Source organism: Candidatus Defluviilinea gracilis (assembly GCA_016716235.1).
Taxonomy (GTDB): Bacteria; Chloroflexota; Anaerolineae; order Anaerolineales; family Villigracilaceae; genus Defluviilinea; species Defluviilinea gracilis.
Genome location: JADJWS010000001.1, coordinates 1897216 through 1915175, shown reverse-complemented (window position 1 = coordinate 1915175; position 17960 = coordinate 1897216). Strand labels below are relative to the sequence as shown.

At 55.3% G+C, this 17960-nt stretch carries 21 protein-coding genes, 1 tRNA gene and 1 pseudogene; 2 read left to right on the top strand and 21 right to left on the bottom strand.

Annotated features, from left to right (window positions below; genetic code table 11):
* Positions 1–4: 4 nt before the first annotated feature.
* From IPM31_09000 to IPM31_08985, 4 genes are read right to left on the bottom strand one after another with little or no spacing between them, the layout of a single operon-like run.
* Complete coding sequence (locus tag IPM31_09000; protein MBK9007117.1) at positions 5–658, bottom strand: hypothetical protein; 654 nt, start codon at positions 656–658, stop codon at positions 5–7.
* Positions 658–1866, bottom strand: coding sequence for a hypothetical protein (locus IPM31_08995; GenBank protein ID MBK9007116.1), 1209 nt, complete (start codon positions 1864–1866; stop codon positions 658–660). Before IPM31_08995 ends, IPM31_09000 begins: the two co-directional genes overlap by 1 nt.
* Positions 1867–1869: 3 nt before the next feature.
* Positions 1870–2253 carry a DUF2089 domain-containing protein gene (locus IPM31_08990; GenBank protein MBK9007115.1) on the bottom strand — a complete coding sequence of 128 codons (384 nt, stop codon included), beginning with the start codon at positions 2251–2253 and terminating at the stop codon, positions 1870–1872.
* A 20-nt stretch (positions 2254–2273) separates the two neighbouring features.
* Entirely contained in the window at positions 2274–3533 is a 1260-nt protein-coding gene (locus tag IPM31_08985) for an MFS transporter (GenBank protein ID MBK9007114.1), read from the bottom strand.
* Between the two features lie 223 nt (positions 3534–3756).
* Between IPM31_08985 and corA the strand changes: the two genes are divergently transcribed.
* Positions 3757–4743: a magnesium/cobalt transporter CorA gene (gene corA, locus IPM31_08980; protein MBK9007113.1), complete on the top strand. Its 987-nt coding sequence runs from the start codon at positions 3757–3759 to the stop codon at positions 4741–4743.
* A 107-nt stretch (positions 4744–4850) separates the two neighbouring features.
* Positions 4851–5537, top strand: coding sequence for a repressor LexA (lexA, locus tag IPM31_08975; protein ID MBK9007112.1), 687 nt, complete (start codon positions 4851–4853; stop codon positions 5535–5537).
* 102 nt (positions 5538–5639) lie between these two features.
* On the opposite strand, the gene IPM31_08970 is transcribed toward lexA, so the two are convergent.
* The 17 genes and pseudogenes from IPM31_08970 to tuf all read right to left on the bottom strand — a co-directional run bounded on the left by IPM31_08970 (position 5640) and on the right by tuf (position 17956).
* Entirely contained in the window at positions 5640–5828 is a 189-nt protein-coding gene (locus tag IPM31_08970) for a hypothetical protein (GenBank protein ID MBK9007111.1), read from the bottom strand.
* A complete protein-coding gene (locus IPM31_08965; protein ID MBK9007110.1) occupies positions 5809–6774 on the bottom strand; it encodes a VWA domain-containing protein in 966 nt (321 codons plus the stop codon). Before IPM31_08965 ends, IPM31_08970 begins: the two co-directional genes overlap by 20 nt.
* A gap of 1 nt (position 6775) precedes the next feature.
* Positions 6776–7633: an FHA domain-containing protein gene (locus IPM31_08960; GenBank protein MBK9007109.1), complete on the bottom strand. Its 858-nt coding sequence runs from the start codon at positions 7631–7633 to the stop codon at positions 6776–6778.
* Positions 7626–8282, bottom strand: coding sequence for a hypothetical protein (locus IPM31_08955; GenBank protein ID MBK9007108.1), 657 nt, complete (start codon positions 8280–8282; stop codon positions 7626–7628). Before IPM31_08955 ends, IPM31_08960 begins: the two co-directional genes overlap by 8 nt.
* Positions 8283–8364: 82 nt before the next feature.
* Entirely contained in the window at positions 8365–8631 is a 267-nt protein-coding gene (locus tag IPM31_08950) for an EsaB/YukD family protein (protein ID MBK9007107.1), read from the bottom strand.
* Positions 8632–8715: 84 nt separating this feature from the next.
* Positions 8716–9615, bottom strand: a complete 900-nt coding sequence (locus IPM31_08945) for a hypothetical protein (protein ID MBK9007106.1) — start codon at positions 9613–9615, stop codon at positions 8716–8718.
* 16 nt (positions 9616–9631) lie between these two features.
* Positions 9632–10579: a hypothetical protein gene (locus IPM31_08940; protein ID MBK9007105.1), complete on the bottom strand. Its 948-nt coding sequence runs from the start codon at positions 10577–10579 to the stop codon at positions 9632–9634.
* Positions 10580–10582: 3 nt separating this feature from the next.
* The gene (locus IPM31_08935) at positions 10583–12412 is read right to left on the bottom strand and encodes a ThiF family adenylyltransferase (GenBank protein ID MBK9007104.1); all 1830 of its coding nucleotides are present in this window, start codon (positions 12410–12412) and stop codon (positions 10583–10585) included.
* A 177-nt stretch (positions 12413–12589) separates the two neighbouring features.
* Positions 12590–12973 (bottom strand): 50S ribosomal protein L7/L12, encoded by a 384-nt coding sequence (rplL, locus tag IPM31_08930; GenBank protein MBK9007103.1) that lies wholly within the window; start codon positions 12971–12973, stop codon positions 12590–12592.
* A gap of 59 nt (positions 12974–13032) precedes the next feature.
* Entirely contained in the window at positions 13033–13563 is a 531-nt protein-coding gene (locus tag IPM31_08925; GenBank protein ID MBK9007102.1) for a 50S ribosomal protein L10, read from the bottom strand.
* A gap of 218 nt (positions 13564–13781) precedes the next feature.
* Positions 13782–14504 carry a 50S ribosomal protein L1 gene (locus IPM31_08920; GenBank protein MBK9007101.1) on the bottom strand — a complete coding sequence of 241 codons (723 nt, stop codon included), beginning with the start codon at positions 14502–14504 and terminating at the stop codon, positions 13782–13784.
* 129 nt (positions 14505–14633) lie between these two features.
* Complete coding sequence (gene rplK / locus IPM31_08915) at positions 14634–15059, bottom strand: 50S ribosomal protein L11 (protein ID MBK9007100.1); 426 nt, start codon at positions 15057–15059, stop codon at positions 14634–14636.
* Positions 15060–15222: 163 nt separating this feature from the next.
* A complete protein-coding gene (nusG, locus tag IPM31_08910; protein MBK9007099.1) occupies positions 15223–15750 on the bottom strand; it encodes a transcription termination/antitermination protein NusG in 528 nt (175 codons plus the stop codon).
* Positions 15751–16025: 275 nt separating this feature from the next.
* The gene (gene secE, locus IPM31_08905) at positions 16026–16241 is read right to left on the bottom strand and encodes a preprotein translocase subunit SecE (GenBank protein ID MBK9007098.1); all 216 of its coding nucleotides are present in this window, start codon (positions 16239–16241) and stop codon (positions 16026–16028) included.
* Positions 16242–16309: 68 nt separating this feature from the next.
* Positions 16310–16382 (bottom strand) — tRNA-Trp (locus IPM31_08900).
* 92 nt (positions 16383–16474) lie between these two features.
* Positions 16475–16645, bottom strand: a complete 171-nt coding sequence (rpmG, locus tag IPM31_08895) for a 50S ribosomal protein L33 (GenBank protein MBK9007097.1) — start codon at positions 16643–16645, stop codon at positions 16475–16477.
* A 109-nt stretch (positions 16646–16754) separates the two neighbouring features.
* A pseudogene (gene tuf, locus IPM31_08890) lies at positions 16755–17956 on the bottom strand (elongation factor Tu).
* Positions 17957–17960 lie beyond the last annotated feature (4 nt).

Genomic DNA, 17960 nt, shown 5'->3' with positions numbered 1-17960 from the left:
ACTCCTAGCCAATATAAACCTGCACATGCGTATCGTCATCGTCCACGTTGACCATCAACGGCTCGTCGGAGGTCATGGCGGCTTCCATCAGATGCGCAATTGCCCTGCCTTTGCCTTCACCCATGCCTTCGATGTTCTGACCAAACGTGCTGAAGAACCAACCCAACAAGCCCAGCGGCGCGGGAAGACCCAACGTGATACGCCGCGGTCCATCACCGGGCTTCGCGTCGCGGCGATCCACATCAACATAAATCCAGCGCGCAGAGCGCCCGCCCGAACCGAGCGCGATCAACAACACGCCCAACATCAATGGAAGAATCATGCAGTAAAACCAAAAATTTACGCCGGCATTTTGCTGAATAGCATAAATCGCCCATGCGCTAAACACAGTGACAACAACACCCACCCACAACGGGATCAACGCGAAGCGACGCGCCCGCATTTTGATCTGATCGAACTCGGGAGCCGCGGTTCGCCTCGTCTCGCCCGACGCGTCGTTCTCCCAGCCTGAGCTTGGTTCGGGCTGGATGACTTCCATCTCAGCCCCGGCGTCTTCCGCGTCCTCATCGAGGGCGCGCATCAGGCTCGCGGCATCTTCGGCAGAGATCTTCCCCTCTTCCACCATTTGCAAAATCTTCTGGCGTTCTTCCGATGACATTATTTACCTCCATCGAGGGCGTTCAACAGTTCCTCGGCTTGCTGGGCGGTGATCTTTTTCTCGGCGAGCATTTTCAAAATCGCCATGCGTTCCTCCTCTGAAACCGGTTCAGAGGGAGGTTCGGGAGGAACCGGCGGTTTCGGCGCGCCTTTGAAATCCCAATTCCAACGACCGATGACCAACCCTCTTTTTGCATGACCAGCCTGCCGCGCCGCGTGACGCTCCGCCCGGCGCACCGCTTCATCTGCCCGTTTGGTTGCGCGCGCCGTAGCCTGCTCCACCTTGCGTGAAATGCGTTCGCCAAAATCGGACCAGTCGAAGTTCAGGCCCGCAAAGTTGCCCCACTCGTCGGCTGATTCGCCGGCGTCGGCGCGGTTCGAAACCCGCACCTCCCCGCCCGCATTGAGCAAGAGCTTTGCCGCGCCATTGCCAAGCACAACCACGCGCTCGGTCGAATCATCGTTTTGGAAGCCGTTCCAATCCATGTAAATTTCATCGGCGCGGATATCGAGCGTGGCGTTCGTATTCTTCGGCAGCACCACTAGAATATCCTCCCCGGCATTAATGGAGTACTCAGCCTCCGACTGCGGGTCAAGGTAGACGACCACATCCTCCCCCACATTGACCCGCACATCGCCGCGCGTACCGCGCAAGGCAAGATCGTCCGCCACCGAATCGAGAACGACACTGCCGTCCACGCCATGGATGGAGGCGTCGCCGTGCAAGTTGATGACGCGCAAGTTGCCTCGCACCCCGCGCAGGGAGAGATCGTCAGCCAGCATTTCAATCGTCACATCGCCATCCACTTCGCGCAGAGACGCGTCGCCGTGAATGTTTTTGACGAACACGTTTCCCCGCGCATTCGATAGTGAAATATCGCCCTGAATCGTATCGATCGAGATCGAACCGACATCACGGACCGACAGATCGCCGCTCACTTCTTTGAGTTCGCATCCCCCGGCGACACCTCGCAGCGACACATCCCCGCCAACTTTGACGAATTCGATGTACGCTGAGCGGGGAACGCGTAAGGATAGATCGTCGGTGGAGGAAACGGTAACAGCCTCACCCGTCGATTCGACGCGGACTTCTTTATCGTCCCCTTTAACCAACAGCTCGTTCCCCTCCCAGCCGACAACGCTGAGATCGCCGCCAGCCAACTCCACTCGTATTTTTGTATTGCCAGAAATGGGGTATGAACGCGACATGGTTTATTGCTCCTCTCCACGCAACATACGCATGGCTTCATCCGCTGAGATTTTGCCGGATTCCAGATCTTCGAGCACAGTGTTCCGTTTTTCCGGGGTGATTTCGACAGGCTCATCCTTGCCCGGTTCATACCCGAGCGCGCGGATCACCTCGTGCAGTCGGTTGCGGATGGTCGGGTAGGATAGGTCAAGTTCTTGTTCCATGCGGTTGATCTTGCCTTCGCAACGGACAAACGTGATGATGAAATCGAGATGTTCGGGCGTAAGGTGAGCGATCGGTCCGCCGCTGAAACGACCCTCGATGGAGGTATCGCATGTGGAACAGTGCAGACGGGCGATCTCTAGTTCAGATTGGCAGACCGGGCATCGAGTGGGCGCAGAATACATTTTGAACCTCCAGATTTTTTCTATACCGTATCAGGGATGACCTGCGATTGTGCTTGATCGCCCCGGCGGCGCGCAATTGCGCGGTTGAGATTGAGGAAACCAAACGCGGAGAGTACGCCGATGAAACCGGCGATGTACCATAATTGTTCCGGGCGCGGTCCGTCGATGATCAGGCCAGCCAGGTAAGGTCCAATCATAAAAGGGATGCCCCACGCCAAACCGGCAACCGCCATGTAGCGTCCGCGCATCTCTTCGGGCGCGAACTTGGCGGTGATGGCTTGTTGCACCGGCGCGGTGATCATTTCGCCGATCGTAATGACAACCATTGCGACAATGAACATTGTATAACTGGAAACGTATCCATACATGCTAAAACCAATCGCATACAAGAAGGTTCCCAACGCCATCATCAGCATGGGCGGATATTTCTCCACACGGCGCGTGATCGCAAATTGAAAGAGTACGACCATTGCGGCGTTGATGCTAAGGAGCAATCCGTATTTGGTGGGGGGTGTGCCAAATTGATCCCGCAAGTAGACGCCTAATGTGGTGTTCATGTTCATGTAAGCCAATACCTGCAAGACCACAAATCCGAGGAAGAGCATGAAAGCCAGGTCACGAAACACTTTGCCGTAGCCGGCAAACGTCTTGGCAACAGTTTCTTGAGGAGCGTCAGCATGGCGCTGCGGCTTGGTTTCCGGCAAAAGAGTGGCGACCAGCACAACCGTAAGCAGGGAAATGACTGCATCCGAGATGAATAACAGCAGATAGGAAACACCCGCAAGCAAACCGCCGATGGCTGGTCCGATCGTAATCGAGAGGTTGAAGGCAATCCGCAGGATGCCATACCCCGCGGCGCGTTTTTCTTCCGGAAGAATATCGGCGACCATGGCGTCGCGCGCGGGTCCAGCCACATCCGTGAAAATTCCGATGAAGAGGGCGAGCGCGAAAAAGGTCTGAAATGAAGCGGCAAAGCCCATGGCAACCAGGCTGAACGAGGAGGCAATCAGCCCAAAGATAATGATTTTCTTCCGTCCGAAGCGGTCTGTCAATGCGCCGCCGATGGCATTCCCGGCGAAACTGGAGAGGGAGAAGGTGGCAAATAAAATGCCCACATCTGCCATGCCAACGTTGAATTTGCTGGTAAGATACAACGCAAAGAACGGAAAGATCAACGCGCCGCCGACTCGGTCAATAAAGGTGATGAAAACCACCTTCCAGAATGTCCGCGGGTATTCGTTGAACGTGTCGATCGCTTTCTGTATTTGTGTTTGAAACATGATCAATCTTTCTGAAGTTGGAGCGGTTCGGCGTCAAAAGAAAACCACACATCTTGATTCTTTTGAAAACCGGGTGAAAATATCAATATTTTTATCCTGATCTTCATAATTCATAACTGCATTTTACCCATTATTCATAAATTGTCAAGGATAAATCAATAAAATGAAACAATGTTTTGAAATATTGAATTTGTCGTAAAAATATGAAAATTCTGGAGAAAACATGATCCGTTCGCTATATTACTCACCAGGAAAGCCTATACGCAAGGATATTCCCCCTCAGGAATTTACAAAACTTATCCGTGATCGCCGCTCGTTGCTTTGGGTGGATTTCGTCAACGAGCCGGATGAAAACTCCCTCCCCATTTTGCAGGGCTTCGGCTTTCACTCGTTATCCATCGAAGATGCTCTGCAACAAACCCACTCGCCCAAACTGGACGACTGGGGAAATTACCTCTACATCGTCATGAATTACATGGACGTGAAAGAGAACGGCAAACTGTGGGAAAGCGATGTGGACGAACTGGATATTTTCCTCGGACCCAACTATATCGTTACCCATCACGAATTTCCAATCCCCGCCATCGATGAAACTTGGGCGTCGTGCGACCGCGATGTCCGTAACGTGCAAGAGGGTGCCGATCACCTGCTCTACAAGATCATGGATTTCCTCGTGGCAGGGTACATGCCCACCGTCGAGCGGATCGACTCCGCGATCGACGAACTCGAAGACCACATCTTCGATAAACCCTCGCCTCGAACGCTGGAGAGGCTGTTTGCCCTCAAACGCGTGTTACTCGCCATGAGGCGGATTCTCCTCCCACAGCGCGAGGTCTTGAACAAGCTCGCCCGCGACGATTATCGCGTGATCGATCCCAAGGACCGCATCTTCTTCCGCGATATTTACGACCATCTCGTCCGCCTACACGATCTGAATGAAAACCTGCGCGACCTCGTCGGCGGCGCGTTGGATACGTATCTCTCCGTGGTCAACAACCGCATGAACGATATTATGAAGACCCTGACCATCATCACCACCATTTTCATGCCGCTAGCATTCGTCACAGGCTTCTTTGGAATGAACTTCTTCGAACCCCAGGGAAGATTGACCAACTGGACAACCAACCCCATTTTCTATATCACGCTGGCGATCAATGTGCTTTTACCCATCGGCATGTATCTCTGGATGCGCCGCCGCACGTGGATCTAGCCTGTAACCTTGCGCCTTCAAAATCGGGCTTGACACAGAACAGGCGTTCGGGTATTATTCATAGCACAAATGAGCGAAGAATGCCCTCAATTGGGCTGGAGGTTGCTATGATGATGGTTCGAAAAAGCAAAGGTTTAGGCGAACGCCACCAACGGATTTTGGATTTCCTTGCGTCGTATCAGCGTGAAAATCGCTATCCGCCTTCCATCCGCGAAATCGGCGAGAAGACCGGCATTACATCCACGTCGGTTGTGAACTACTACCTCGACCAACTCGAGAAAATGGGAAAGATCGAGCGCGACCGCAAGATCTCGCGCGGCGTGCGCGTCTCCGGATACCACGCTTCGGCAGACACACTACGGGTACCGATTCTCGGACCAATTGCGGCTGGCATCCCCCTCCCCGAACTTGACCCCAACGTCAGCTTCATCTCCGACAACGAAGCCAATGCCGTAGATATTGCGCGGACTCTCCTCCCTTCCAAAGAAAAGGGCGACAATCTCTTCGCCCTCGAGGTCAAGGGAGATTCCATGATCGACGCCATGATCAACGACGGCGATATCGTCGTGATGAAGCCCGCCAGTGAGGCGCGCAACGGTGAAATGGTCGCTGTGTGGCTTCCCCGCGATAACGAGGCAACTTTGAAATACTTCTTCAAAGAGAAGGAACGCTTCCGCCTGCAACCAGCCAACCCCACCATGAAGCCGATCTTCATCAAAAAGTCTGAGCCACTGGAGATCAAAGGCAAGGTGGTCATGGTCATCCGCAAAATGGAACGACCGCTCGCTGCGTAACATAACCCGCTACCATCAAAAGAGGCGACTCAACCGAGCCGCCTCTTTTGAATTGCCTCTCCAAGAAAACGACTGGTTTTTTATGCCAGTCGTTTTTTTACATTATTTGAGTTTGATTCGTCCGCTTGCTGGTTTGGCTTGTTGTTTGCCAAGCCCGAATCCTGAGCCTTGTTTCCTTCCGCCTGCCAGGTTGGCGATGCCGCCAATGAGTCCGGGCAGGAATAGCAGAGCCAGCAAGCCCGCAAGAATGGACAGGAACAGCGGTAATGAACTAGCGGTAACTTCCGGCAACACGCCGCCGGGGGTTGTAGGTCCCTTCCGCAACTGTAGGCGCTCCAGTCAGCGCAACTGAGAGGTTGCGGTTAACGCCATCGCGCAAAGTAAACGGAGATACATATGTGACCGCATATTCGCTTTGATATGCCTTGCCGGTTTGTTGGTACAGCGCGGTCAAGGTGGCGGCATCCGTAACATAGGCATATTGGCCACCGGTGCGACTCGTCAAGGACTGTAGCCCGGCTTCGTCGATGCCAGCCTGCCCGGTGCCCGATGGATCGCCGAAGCCGATCGCGGAGACGGTCAATCCGCTGGGTCCAACATTGCTGACGATGCTCTCTTCCGTGGCGACGCTTTGATTATCCAAACCATCCGAAAGAACGAGGATCGCTTTACGGCCCGAGATACCTTCGAGCGCTTTGGTGGCTTCCATGATGCCTTCATACATGGCGGTATCACTGCCGGTGCGCAGACCATCGATGGCGGCGGTCAGCGCGGATTTGTCTGACGTGACTTCTTGAATTCGATACACTTGCGTATCGAAGGCGATCACGCCTGCCTGGTCAACAGCGCGCATTCCGCTGATGTAGGTCTTTGCCGCGTCTTTGGCGGCGCCGATCTTATTTCCCTTATCCATACTGCCTGAGATGTCGATCACCAGCATGGTGGTGATGGGAATAGCCTCGCCACCCAGCGCTTCCCCACCGCCCCTCACGTCTGTCAACTGCATCAGTTGTCCGTCTTCATGAATCTGGATGGTCGACGGGTCTATGCCGACGGGTTCGCCTGCCGCATTCGTGGCAGAGAGGTACACGGTGACGTTGGGGAAGTTGGAATTGTCCACTTGCGTGATGCGCACTTGCGGGGTTTCAGGCTCCTGCGCGTACACCGTCAGGGCGGGAATAAAAATCAGGGTGAGAATCAGGCTCACATTGAGAGAGAAACGAACGATCCTACTCATGTTATCTCCTTTCGTGGTAGACCAGGTCGGTATTGCCCATGCGAATCTTCTGTCCATTTGTCAATTGCGCGATTTCGATCTTTCGGTTGTTGATAAACGTGCCGGCGAGACTCATATCTTTGAGCGAGAAAGCCGCGCCGTTTCCGGTGAGCATGGCATGTTGCGGGGCTACATCGGGGTCGGGCAAAACGATTTCCGATTTGAGGGGCGAACTTCCGATGGCGACGGCGGGACCGCCTGCGCGCATGAATTTGTCGAGGATGAACTCGGTTCCTTTGAGTTTGCCCGATGCCACCTCAAGCCAGGCGCGCGAGAGCAGGACGACGATCAACGAGATGAAGGCGCCTACCGATGCGCCGAGCAAAACCAAACCGACGGCTTTGCCGGTTAACGGGTCTTGCAGGCGGCTGTGTACTACCTCCAGCAAGATGCCGCCCAACACGCCGCCCAACGAGCCGCCCAGCATGCCTTTCCAAGCTTGTGATTTGCCAACGATGCCTTCGGCGAGACCGATCAATAGACCGAACACGCCCCAACCCAGCGCGCGACCAGCAATGCCCGCGCCGACCGATTGGAAGAGAAACTCGCTCAACGGTAAACCAAGGGCGCCGGCGCCCGAGCCGAGTAATCCGCTAAATACTCCGGATTTGATGGCTTGCACCGGGTTGCGTGTGACCGCGCCTTCGGTGAGACCGATGAACAGCCCCACGCACAAGCCAACCAGCGCGCCGACAACCGCTTCGCTGAGATATAGGTTCGAGGAGAACGAAAGACCGATCTGATCGCTCACCTGCCAGCCGAACAATCCGCCCAATGCTCCGAGTAACGCATAGTAATAGGAACGCATTCGTCTATTCATAGGGGGTACCTCCTTGGTCTTCATTTTCAGGTTTATGCAAGTTCTGCCAGTGGACGACGCTCCTGCGCCCATTGGCTCCATCCATTTCGTAAAACCCAAAGTAACGGGTGGGGTCGAGCGAACCGTCGTTCTGGCGGATGAAAAACCCAGCCACCGAGGAAAACGGCTCTACAACCAATGCCACCTGCCACGGGTCGGGGAAAAAATTATTGTGCAGGAAGGTATCGTAGTGCGAGAGGAAAACTCCCATGCGCGGGTGGGTGTGATACCACCCCACAATTTTTTCGCCGGGGTAAAGGTTTTCAATTTGATCATGAACATCGAGCAGTGTGTCTTTGGTAAAGGTCAGGTAGACCGCGCCTTGCCGGGTATGGCGGGCGGGGATCATGTGATTGATCACAATAAATTGACTGCCACCGGGTGTTTCTTCACACCACTGACCGATCAACACGCCGCCCACTTCCACCTCCGCGCTCTCTGCATGAGCCGTGATACGGAAATATGCGAGCCGGTTCAAAAAGACGGCTACGGTTGGCTGAAGGTCGCCGCGGTCGAAGGGAGAGTCCCAGCGTCGGGCAAACTCCATTGGCGGCGGTGTGGTGTCGGGCTTTCCAACTTCGGGCGGGGCAATTCGAATAAGGGCTGGCATAGGTGTTCTCTTCATGAAGGTAATCAGTGGAAGGTTGCGCGGACCGCTCCGCTTGTGGCGAAGCGGTCCGCGCGCAGGGAAATTACCCCGCGGTGACATCGGCGGTCATCATCAGACGGTCGCCTTCAGGGATTCCTGCCTGGGACAGGGTCTCTTCTTCTTTCAATTCGCGACCCAGCGCTTTGCTATCCAGGCGATAGGACATGGGGCGACCATCCGGACCAGTGACGGGGAGTTCGAGCGAGGTCGTCAACTCGGGGATCAACTCCTTGACCGCCACCTCAGAGGGTACCTCCGCATTGCGGCTACCTCCGGAGGGAAGCACGATCGTAACGGGAATGTCTGCCATTGTTTATCTCCTTTCTTGCTAAGTATGGTTTAGGCTGAACCACAGCCACGTCAATGTTCCGCTATTGCGAGGCAGTGCGCACTGTCAACGCAATTTAATTTTGGGTTTGTCGATCGCTTTCGGCGCGGCAGGCTGAAGTTTCACCTGTACGGCTGGTTTGCTCTTCGCCGGTTCGGATAGATTCAGTTTCACGCGCTCCGGTCGCAACAATTCACGATGGTCCACCGGGAAATCGTTGGGATGTTTCTTGCGATATTCACGGCTCCAGCGCGCCGCTTCGGCGTCCCAAGGGAAGGGCGGTTTGGTCGGGTCGTCGTGGAAGTTCTTCCACTGGAGCATTTCGCCAAGCATCAATACGAGCCTGTCAAGCGAGCGGCTTGCCGCCCACCATGCGGCGTCGATACACACGCTGCCGTTGACGTGGTTGATATTCGGATGCCAGATCGGGGTCAACCACTTCATGCCGGGCCAGCGTTGCGGGTATTGATTGTGCAGGTAAATTTCCACTTGATGATGCTCGGAAAATTTCGGGTTGCCCTGCCGGTCCACATTCGAGATGCTCTTACACTTGAAGGTGACGATGTAGCGCTCCGGCGGCAAGTTCGGGTTCGGAGAGGAAGCGACGAAGGAAATCAAATCACTGCGAGAGGACAGTTCCATCATCAATTCATAGTCGCCGCGCAACCGCCGCATCCGCGGGGTTTCAGCCACCGACATCGCGCCGGCGGTAATATCCGCCGTCAACATCAAGCGATCATGATCCGGGATACCGGCCTCCGTGAGCGTTTCGTCTTCTTTGAGTTCGCGCCCAAGAGCCTTGCTATCTGCGCGATAGGTCATCGGGCGCCCATCGGGACCAACGATTGGGAGGCTTAATACCGATACAAGCTCGGTCATTAGGTCTCGCATTTTCACATCGGCGGGCACCTCGGCGGCGCGCGCGCCTCCGCTCGGCATAACAAGAGTTACATTCAGATCAGCCATAATTCAACCTTCCAATTCAAGAATTTAGATGCGGCACCTGGCAAAAGCCGGTGATCGCCCAACAATCCGCGTGATGAAGTGTGTGACACACGTCGCATTCCTGCACGCCGCGCGCATCGTTTCGAATGACAGGGTCGAGACAATACGGACAGCGATGCTCCTCCACCACCGCCAACTGGATGTTCGGTCGACGCCGCGAACGGCTCTTTCGTGGAGAACTTGCCTTCGCCGCCTTCCGCACCTCGGTCCTGCTTCTGTTCTTCGTGCGGATGCGGGGCCTCGGCGGCGCGCTCGGCGCAGGACTGCGAAACCAGGTGACAGGCTGGTGGACGCGCGGCTCGCGCGATTCCACCGGCGAAATACTCACGCCGATGTTTCGCGGCTCCACCTCGATCTGCGCATGACCCAGCGGCTCCACCTCGATCACCTGCCGCGACGACTGCCTCCAAGCCTGCAAAGACAGCAGGGTCAACAACAAACTCACGGCAAGGTGCGCCGCATCGCTCGCCTCCATTTTGCTAACATCAAACAAGGTCAGCGGGTCGAGGTCCAAGTTGCGCAGTTGAGTTGATAACGTGCTGTCAAAACTGAGCCCGCGAATCTGTGTGGAGGCGTCGCGCCCAAACCTCAGGGGACCAATGCCCAACACCGATTTTGTCAACGATCCGATTAAGATCATTCCAACGAGCATTGCAAGGATGGCAGTGATATACTGCGCCGCCAAGTTCCAATTGCGATAGACGATGCGCGAGCCATACCCGGCGACCAGACCAATGCACGCATCTGCAAAAAACGTGGGGAGAAGCAACGGCAGGTTACGACCAAGGCGGAACCACAGCACAATACCCAGCGAAACGTTGACGACCAGCAAGATCAAGATCGTCAGCTTGCGCATGAACGAATCGGATTCTCTTGCATACATAGGAGCATGAATGGAACTCATCGTCGCGGCATGGGTCGCCATCGGCTATTCCTTCGCGGGCTTCGGCGCATCATCTGTTTTGGCTAAAACGATCTTCTTCGATGAATGTCCTTCGCCTTTCGCCTGAGCCCTGGCGGGTTGGGCATCGGCAAGTTTGACGAGGCTCTTCTTGCGGATATGAACCGGCTCGGAGGTCACGGGTCGGATAGAAACAACTTCTTGCGCCGCATGATCCTTGAACCGAATTCGGTCCCGAACCGCGCCGCTTACCGGGTCCATACTTCGAATCTCATCCTTCAACCGCACGCGCCCGCCGATCTTCAAAGAATCTGCGCCAGCCAGTTTGATCGTCTGTTCGAAGTGACGGAAGTGAAGCGCCTCCGGCAGATCGCCGGTCAACTCGTAGAAGCGGTATTCCATCCCGTTTTGCGCGCGGATGATATGCAAAGACGGGATGCCCACGCTTGCCAGAGTCCGATGCAGGAAATTTTCCTCGCCGGTGATCATGTGCGTAAAGCTCGCTTCGCGCAGGGTGCCGCAGGTTGGGCAGTGCCCCGCCTCGAAGGTGATATCGCTCAGCGGTTTCAGCACATCTTCTTTCGTTTGGCATTTTGGGCATTCCAGCGAGGTGACCAGTTCCTGATCGAGTTCAATAAAGGCATTCTGTCCCAGGTCGGCGCGGGCAATTCGAAGCAGGTCATGAAGCGTGGCGCGTTCGGCGCGCGCAGGGAGTTCGGTAATATCGCCATACGTCCAGTGGCTTTCGCAATCTTCGCGCGGCACGTAGGCGGTCGTGTGCATGTGATTGGTGAGACCGTTGAAATGCGTAACTTTGCCCGGCTCCACTGGCATGCTGTGAATCAACTTTAATCCTTCCTGCGATTGCATGCCGCCGATGATCGAAGCGATCGTCGGCGTCGTTGGCACTTTGCCAAGCAAAACATTCTGCCGCGCCAACAATTGGCAGGAATAGCGCAAAGACAGATCGCGCAAAGCGGCTTCAGTGAGCGTGCATTCGTAGCACGCGCCTTCGCCGGGGACGAACACGCGCATCAGCCCAAGCAGTTCTTGAATCGCGCCGTCCACCCAGGATTTGTTCATCCAATAACAGAAGCGGTTGACCGCCAGCCGCGCTTCGCGGTTATCGAGACAGCCGATGATCACATCCATGCGGCGGATGACCCCCAACCCCAGACCGGTCGTCACATCGGCGTTCAAATATTGCACCCGCACATCCGGGTTCACCGACTTCGCGCGCGCCGCCGCCACTTCGGCTTTACTGCGATTGTTATCTGTTTCGCGGAACAACACCGAACGGCTAAGGTTGGCGGCTTCGATCTTGTCGAAGTCGATGATAAAGAGATTGCCCACGCCCATCAGCGACAGGTTCTTGATCACTTCATTACCGAGCGCGCCAGCGCCGATCACCAACACCTTCGCATTCTTCACTTTCTCGCGCTCCCACCACGAGATGAACTCAAACGTGCCAAGCCGATCTTTTTGAAGGTTGGGAATACGGATCGGCTTCTCCGGCGAGACCGGGATTCGGCGCGGGCCCGTCAACGGCTCGCTCGCCGCAGGATTCGACGCTTTCATATCCGCGCCTCCAGCCAGTTCTTTTGCCTGCATAATGTTCGACTCCTCGATCGTTCGCGCAAACCACCCCACATGCGGGCGCGACTCAACCAAACGACTTTCTTCCATCATCTTCAACGCTTCGCGCAACGTAGTGCGGCTGATTCCCAACTGACTCATCAACTCGCGTTCAGGAGGGAGTTGCGCGCCCTGCGGCAGTGTGCCATCCAGCAGGGATGCGGCAAGCCTGCCCGCCGCAGTTTTGACAAGTGACTTCTGTGAAATTTTTTGTATTTTCATATTTTTTTCTCGTGGTCTTGTGGTCAGACCAATTGCAGCCATTATAGGAATCGCAAGATCGAAAATCAACCAATTTCGTAGGACATGTGTCGTGGCAACGCGCTTGCAGAAATGAAAAGACGACCCGATGGTACTGGGTCGTCTTTCCTTGGTCCTTCTTATGAAGAAGGGATTTTCTTACTCGAGCACAACGTTCGCGCCGGCTTCTTCCAGTTTCTTCTTGGCTTCGTTGGCGGCATCCTTGCCCACGCCGGCAAGCACTTTCGAGCCCGCGGTTTCCGCCATGGTCTTGGCTTCGCCGAGACCGAGGTTGGTCAATTGACGGATCACTTTGATCACGTCGATCTTCTTCGCGCCGGCATCCTTGATGACCACATCGAATTCAGTCTTCTCTTCGACAGGTTCAGCGGCAGCGGCGGCGCCGCCAGCCACAGCGGCAACAGCCACCGGAGCGGCGGCAGAAACGCCCCACTTCTCCTCGAGTTTCTTGACGAGGTCAGCGGCATCGAGCACAGACAGTGTGGAGAGTTCTTCCACGAGTTTATCGAGCTTTTCAGACATTTCTTAATACTCCATTACTATGAGATAGATTTAGTTTTATTGCGCAATAAACTTGCCGATTACGCCGCGGCAGATGCCTTCTCGGAGAAAGCCTTAATGACAGCCGCCAAACCGCGAGCGGGTTCAGCGATCGTGCGGACCAGTTTGCCAGCGGGCGCCTGCAACACACCCAGCAATTGGGCGCGGACAACAGGCAACGGCGGCATATCCGACAGGGCTTTCACCTGCGCGGCATTGAGCGATTTACCGCTCATGAATCCGCCTTTGACCTTGATAAAATCCTTGCCTTTCATCGCGTCGGTCAGGGCTTTCGCGGTGGAAGCCGGGTCGGTAAAAGCAAAGGAAATTGCCGTGCTTTTAATAAGATAATCGGCCGGGAGTTCCATTCCGCTTGCGGCAAAAGCGCGACGGGCGAGAGTATTCTTCACCACGTGGAATTCACCGCCGGCTTCACGCACCTTGGCGCGAATACCGTCCAGATCTTTCATCTTGGCGCCGGTATATTCCACAAGGATCACCGCCTGGCTCTTCTTCAACCACTCATCGTAGGTTGCCAGCACTTCCCCTTTACGTTCTTTTGATACTGCCAAAGGACATTCACCTCCTTTCAAAAAAGTCTTTGCCACGCGCGCGGCAAAGACTTCAGCAAACCCCAACAGGAGGGATGATATGCTTGTCGTCTTCACCTGGGCAGGACATTAAGCGGCGCTCGATAGATGAGCAAAGCGGAACTTTCCCGCTCGCGTCGAAACCGAACGCCACACCCGCCGTCTTTGGCGAAGTGGCTTATAGGATTAACGAGTATAGTCTACTCGGATACCTCGATCTTATGCGTGTCGCTGGCGTTCACCTTGATGCCAGGTCCCATCGTGGTGGTCAGGGTGATGCGTTTGATGTAGTCGCCCTTCGCCCCAGACGGACGCGCCTTGTGCACGGCGTTCATCAACGCGCCGAAGTTTTCATACAGCTGATCGGCGGAGAACGATGCTTTGCCAACCGAAACGTGGATATTGGATGTTTTATCAAGACGGAACTCAACACGCCCCGCCTTCGCTTCTTTGATGGCGCGCGGCAGATCATCGGCATGGACGACGGTTCCAGCCTTGGGGTTCGGCATCAGCCCGCGCGGACCAAGCACGCGTCCGAGACGACCGACCTTGCCCATCGCATCCGGCGTGGCAATCGCAACATCGAAATCCAGCATGCCGCCTTCGATCTTCTTCAAGGTTTCGTCATCGTCGGCAACCAAATCCGCGCCCGAAGAACGGGCATTCGCGGCGCCTTCACCTTGCGCAAAGACCAATACGCGGACGGTCTTGCCCAACCCATGCGGCAGGACGACCACATCGCGCACCTGCTGGTCCGATTGACGCGGATCGAGCCCGGTGCGGATGTGCACTTCAACCGTCGAATCGAATTTCGTCGTGGTAGTTTCCTTCGCAAGCGCAACCGCGTCGCGAACGGAATATTCCTTGTCTAAATCCACCTTAGCCAATGCGGCTTTGTATTTCTTACCGTGTTTTGTAGCCATAGTTTCCTCCGTGGTGCAAGCGAGTCTGTGTTGTCTAATAGTCCAATCGTCTGGTAGTCAGATCGTCGTATGCACGAGACCAAGAGACTATGCGACCAAGCGACTAAGAGACTAGACTCTCCCACAAAATTAATCGGTCACCGTAATGCCCATCGAGCGGGCGGTGCCTTCGATCTGTTTCATCGCGCCTTCGAGATCGATCGCGTTCAAGTCTTTCAACTTTGTTTCCGCGATCTCACGAATTTGCTTGCGCGTCACTTTGCCGACCTTGTCTTTGTTCGGCACGCCTGAGCCCTTCGCCACGTTTGCGGCTTTGCGCAACAGCACAGCCGCGGGCGAGGTCTTCAACACAAACGTGAACGAGCCGTCGGTAAATACCGTAATCTCGGCGGGCAGAACCTCGCCGGGCCTGTTCGACGTGCGCGCGTTGTACTCCTTGCAAAACGCCATGATGTTGATACCATGGCCCGCCAACGCCGGACCCACCGGGGGCGCGGGGTTGGCTTTCCCAGCCTCAAGCTGGAGACGAACGATTGCTTTGAACTTCTTTGCCATTTCTACTCCTATGTGGTTTTAGCGGGCGATTTCTTGTGCGGGACGCCCTCCCACTGCATCAGGCTGACGATTCGGATTCACGCTTCGTTCCGACCTTCAACCTGTTCCTGCCTGTATACTTTTTTCAACCTTCGAGTTTTTCTACATTCGCAATACGAAGTAATTACGCTTTTTCTACCTGTAAAAAGTCTAACTCCACCGGCGTTTCGCGCCCAAAGAAGTTGACCAATACGCGGACTTTTGTGCGTTCGAGGTCGATCTCCGACACGTTGCCGCGGAAATCGTTGAACGGACCATCCACAATGCGCACGCGCTCGCCAACCTTGAACGAGACCTTGACCATCGGCGCTTCGGCTTCCATGCGCTTGACGATCTGCGAGACCTCTTCCGGGCGCAGAGCGGTGGGCGTGTTGCCCATGCCGACGAACCCGGTCACCCCGGGCGTGTTCCGAACCACATACCATGACTCTTCGCTCAACGCCATGTTCACAAGCACATACCCGGGGAAGATGTGTCGCTCCACGGTACGGCGTTTGCCTTCTTTGACTTCGACTTCTTCCTGGGTCGGGATGATCACATCGAAGATCCTGTCTTTCATGCCCATCGTTTCGATGCGTTGCTCGAGGTTATGGCGCACCTTGTTCTCGTAACCGGAATAGCAGTGAATAACATACCAAGCCGGTCCCTCCACCTCCCCAAGGTGAGGCGACGCGTCTGAAGCCGGGGCAGATTTCCCCGGAGAATGAGGCGCCGGTTCGGCATCCTGTCCTATCTCCGTCGATTCTTCAACAGGGGCGGGCGTTTCATCTACAGGAACGTCAACAGGCTCAGGCTCGCTGATTTGCGCCTGAGAGTCCGATTCGACAAGCGTAGAATCTATTGTAGTCAACTCTTCGGTTGACTCAACGGATTTACCCTCAAATTCTTCCTGCGGATCCAACAACGACATGATTCCTCAAATCTTCATTAAACGCCAAAGATCAGATTCAACAACTCGCGAGCGCCGCCATCTGTGAGGCCGAGGACGATGCCCATCACCACCATGACCAATAGCACAAGCCCGGTTAACTGTCTGACTTCGGGCCAGGTGGGCCAAGATACTTTGCGAAGTTCTCCGGCGGTTTCTTTGAAGAACGCGGTGAAGGCGTTCGGTTTGCTGACTTTCGCTTTCCTATCTGCCAAGGTGTTGCTCCTTCGTTTTTTACGGCTAAAACGCCGCCCTTCTCACAGCGGCGTCGCTTTTTTTCAGGCAGGCCAGGCAGGACTTGAACCCACAACCGCTCGTTTTGGAGACGAGTGCTCTACCAATTGAGCTACTGGCCTTCGGTGTTGTCGGATAGTTTCTTAGTTGGCTAGTCTCATAGTCTTTTCTGTCCATGTCAACAATGAGACTAACGAACTATCCAACTACATCGCTATTTCGTTTCGCGGTGCATGGTATGTTTTTTGCAACGCGGGCAAAACTTGCTAAACTCGAGCCGATTCGGATCGTTACGTCGATTCTTTTCGGTGGTGTAATTCCGCTCTTTACAATCACTGCACTGAAGCGTGATTACGGGGCGAACGTCTTTCTTTTTAGAAGCCATGCTAACTACCTAACTTTCTACATCGATTTGTGTCACCCTGAGCGGAGCGAAGGGTCTCTGCAATCACGAGGAGATTCTTCGCTACGCTCAGAATGACATTACTTAAGAATTATTCAATGATCTTAGTAACGACGCCGGCGCCGACGGTGAGGCCGCCTTCGCGGATGGCGAACTTGGAACCTTGCTCCAACGCCACAGGCACGATCAGTTCCACGGTCAGGTTCACGTTGTCGCCCGGCATCACCATCTCGACGCCTTGCGGCAGTTCAATGTTGCCCGTCACATCCATCGTGCGGATGTAGAACTGCGGGCGATACCCGCTGAAGAACGCCTTGTGCCGCCCACCTTCTTCCTTCTTCAGCACGTACACTTCCGCCAGAAATTTCTTGTGCGGCGTCACCGAGCCCGGCTTGGCTAACACCTGCCCGCGCTCCACGTCTTCACGCTCGATACCTCTGAGCAGAATGCCCGCATTGTCGCCAGCCACCACTTCGTCCAATTCTTTGTGGAACATTTCCGTTCCCGTGATGACCGAACTCTTGGTCTCGCGCAAGCCCACGATCTCGATGGGGTCGCCTTTCTTCGCCACGCCGCGATCCACACGTCCCGTCACCACCGTCCCGCGCCCTTGATCGAGAACACGTCTTCCACCGCCATCATGAACGGTTTGTCCATCTCACGCTTGGGTTCGGGAATGTATTCGTCGATCACCCGCAATAACTCTTTGATGCTCTCGTATTCCGGCGCGTTCGGATCCTTCGAGGCGCTGTCTAAGGCCTGTTTCGCAGACCCGCGCACGATCGGCGTCGTGTCGCCCGGGAAGCCGTAGCTGTTCAGCAGTTCGCGCAACTCCAACTCCACCAACTCCAGCAACTCGGGGTCGTTCATCATGTCCACTTTGTTGAGAAACACCACGATGCTCGGCACTTCCACTTGCCTCGCCAACAGCACGTGTTCCCGCGTCTGCGGCATCGGACCGTCCGGCGCCGCCACCACCAGGATCGCCCCGTCCACCTGCGCCGCGCCCGTGATCATGTTCTTGATGTAGTCGCGGTGCCCCGGCATGTCCACGTGCGCATAATGCCGCTTCGCCGTCTGGTATTCCACGTGCGAAATGTTGATCGTGATGCCGCGCGCTGTTTCTTCGGGCGCGATGTCGGTCTGGTCGTACGCTTTCACTTCTCCCGACCCGATCGCCAAGGCCGCTACCTTGGTGATCGCCGCCGTTAATGTCGTCTTCCCGTGGTCGATGTGCCCCATCGTCCCCACGTTCAGATGCGGTTTACTCCGATCGTATTTTTCCTTCGCCATTTTT

What these genes read in the sequence shown, in the direction of transcription:
- IPM31_09000 (MBK9007117.1), bottom strand. Translation starts at nt 658, where the DNA reads ATGTCATCGGAAGAACGCCAGAAGATTTTGCAAATGGTGGAAGAGGGG.
- IPM31_08995 (MBK9007116.1), bottom strand. Translation starts at nt 1,866, where the DNA reads ATGTCGCGTTCATACCCCATTTCTGGCAATACAAAAATACGAGTGGAG.
- IPM31_08990 (MBK9007115.1), bottom strand. Translation starts at nt 2,253, where the DNA reads ATGTATTCTGCGCCCACTCGATGCCCGGTCTGCCAATCTGAACTAGAG.
- IPM31_08985 (MBK9007114.1), bottom strand. Translation starts at nt 3,533, where the DNA reads ATGTTTCAAACACAAATACAGAAAGCGATCGACACGTTCAACGAATAC.
- corA (MBK9007113.1), top strand. Translation starts at nt 3,757, where the DNA reads ATGATCCGTTCGCTATATTACTCACCAGGAAAGCCTATACGCAAGGAT.
- lexA (MBK9007112.1), top strand. Translation starts at nt 4,851, where the DNA reads ATGATGATGGTTCGAAAAAGCAAAGGTTTAGGCGAACGCCACCAACGG.
- IPM31_08965 (MBK9007110.1), bottom strand. Translation starts at nt 6,774, where the DNA reads ATGAGTAGGATCGTTCGTTTCTCTCTCAATGTGAGCCTGATTCTCACC.
- IPM31_08960 (MBK9007109.1), bottom strand. Translation starts at nt 7,633, where the DNA reads ATGAATAGACGAATGCGTTCCTATTACTATGCGTTACTCGGAGCATTG.
- IPM31_08955 (MBK9007108.1), bottom strand. Translation starts at nt 8,282, where the DNA reads ATGCCAGCCCTTATTCGAATTGCCCCGCCCGAAGTTGGAAAGCCCGAC.
- IPM31_08950 (MBK9007107.1), bottom strand. Translation starts at nt 8,631, where the DNA reads ATGGCAGACATTCCCGTTACGATCGTGCTTCCCTCCGGAGGTAGCCGC.
- IPM31_08945 (MBK9007106.1), bottom strand. Translation starts at nt 9,615, where the DNA reads ATGGCTGATCTGAATGTAACTCTTGTTATGCCGAGCGGAGGCGCGCGC.
- IPM31_08940 (MBK9007105.1), bottom strand. Translation starts at nt 10,579, where the DNA reads ATGGCGACCCATGCCGCGACGATGAGTTCCATTCATGCTCCTATGTAT.
- IPM31_08935 (MBK9007104.1), bottom strand. Translation starts at nt 12,412, where the DNA reads ATGAAAATACAAAAAATTTCACAGAAGTCACTTGTCAAAACTGCGGCG.
- rplL (MBK9007103.1), bottom strand. Translation starts at nt 12,973, where the DNA reads ATGTCTGAAAAGCTCGATAAACTCGTGGAAGAACTCTCCACACTGTCT.
- IPM31_08920 (MBK9007101.1), bottom strand. Translation starts at nt 14,504, where the DNA reads ATGGCTACAAAACACGGTAAGAAATACAAAGCCGCATTGGCTAAGGTG.
- rplK (MBK9007100.1), bottom strand. Translation starts at nt 15,059, where the DNA reads ATGGCAAAGAAGTTCAAAGCAATCGTTCGTCTCCAGCTTGAGGCTGGG.
- rpmG (MBK9007097.1), bottom strand. Translation starts at nt 16,645, where the DNA reads ATGGCTTCTAAAAAGAAAGACGTTCGCCCCGTAATCACGCTTCAGTGC.